The organism is Shewanella sp. AS16 (assembly GCF_021412365.1).
GTDB classification, from domain to species: domain Bacteria; phylum Pseudomonadota; class Gammaproteobacteria; order Enterobacterales; family Shewanellaceae; genus Shewanella; species Shewanella salipaludis.
This window is the reverse complement of sequence record NZ_JAKCLK010000375.1, coordinates 1-284: the sequence shown is the minus strand read 5'-3', so window position 1 is coordinate 284 and position 284 is coordinate 1. Positions and strand designations below refer to the sequence as shown.

1 protein-coding gene is annotated in these 284 nt (G+C 52.1%); it reads right to left on the bottom strand.

The window, feature by feature from the left end; genetic code table 11:
- Window positions 1–284, bottom strand: a 284-nt coding sequence (locus tag LZP73_RS20725; protein ID WP_234236856.1) for a hypothetical protein, incomplete at both ends; no start/stop codon positions are given.

The window sequence follows — 284 nt, the reverse complement described above, 5'->3', positions numbered from 1 at the left end:
GGGGAAGCCAGTTCGATGTGGCCCATACGCTCACGGCGTACTTTAGTCTGGGTCACTTCAACGCCGCACTTCTCACAGATGACGCCACGGTGTTTCAGGCGCTTGTACTTACCGCACAGGCACTCGTAATCTTTTACCGGCCCAAAGATACGGGCGCAGAAAAGGCCGTCACGTTCTGGTTTGAACGTACGGTAGTTGATGGTTTCCGGCTTTTTAACTTCACCGAAAGACCATGAACGGATCATGTCTGGCGAAGCCAGAGCAATTTTGATCGCATCAAACTC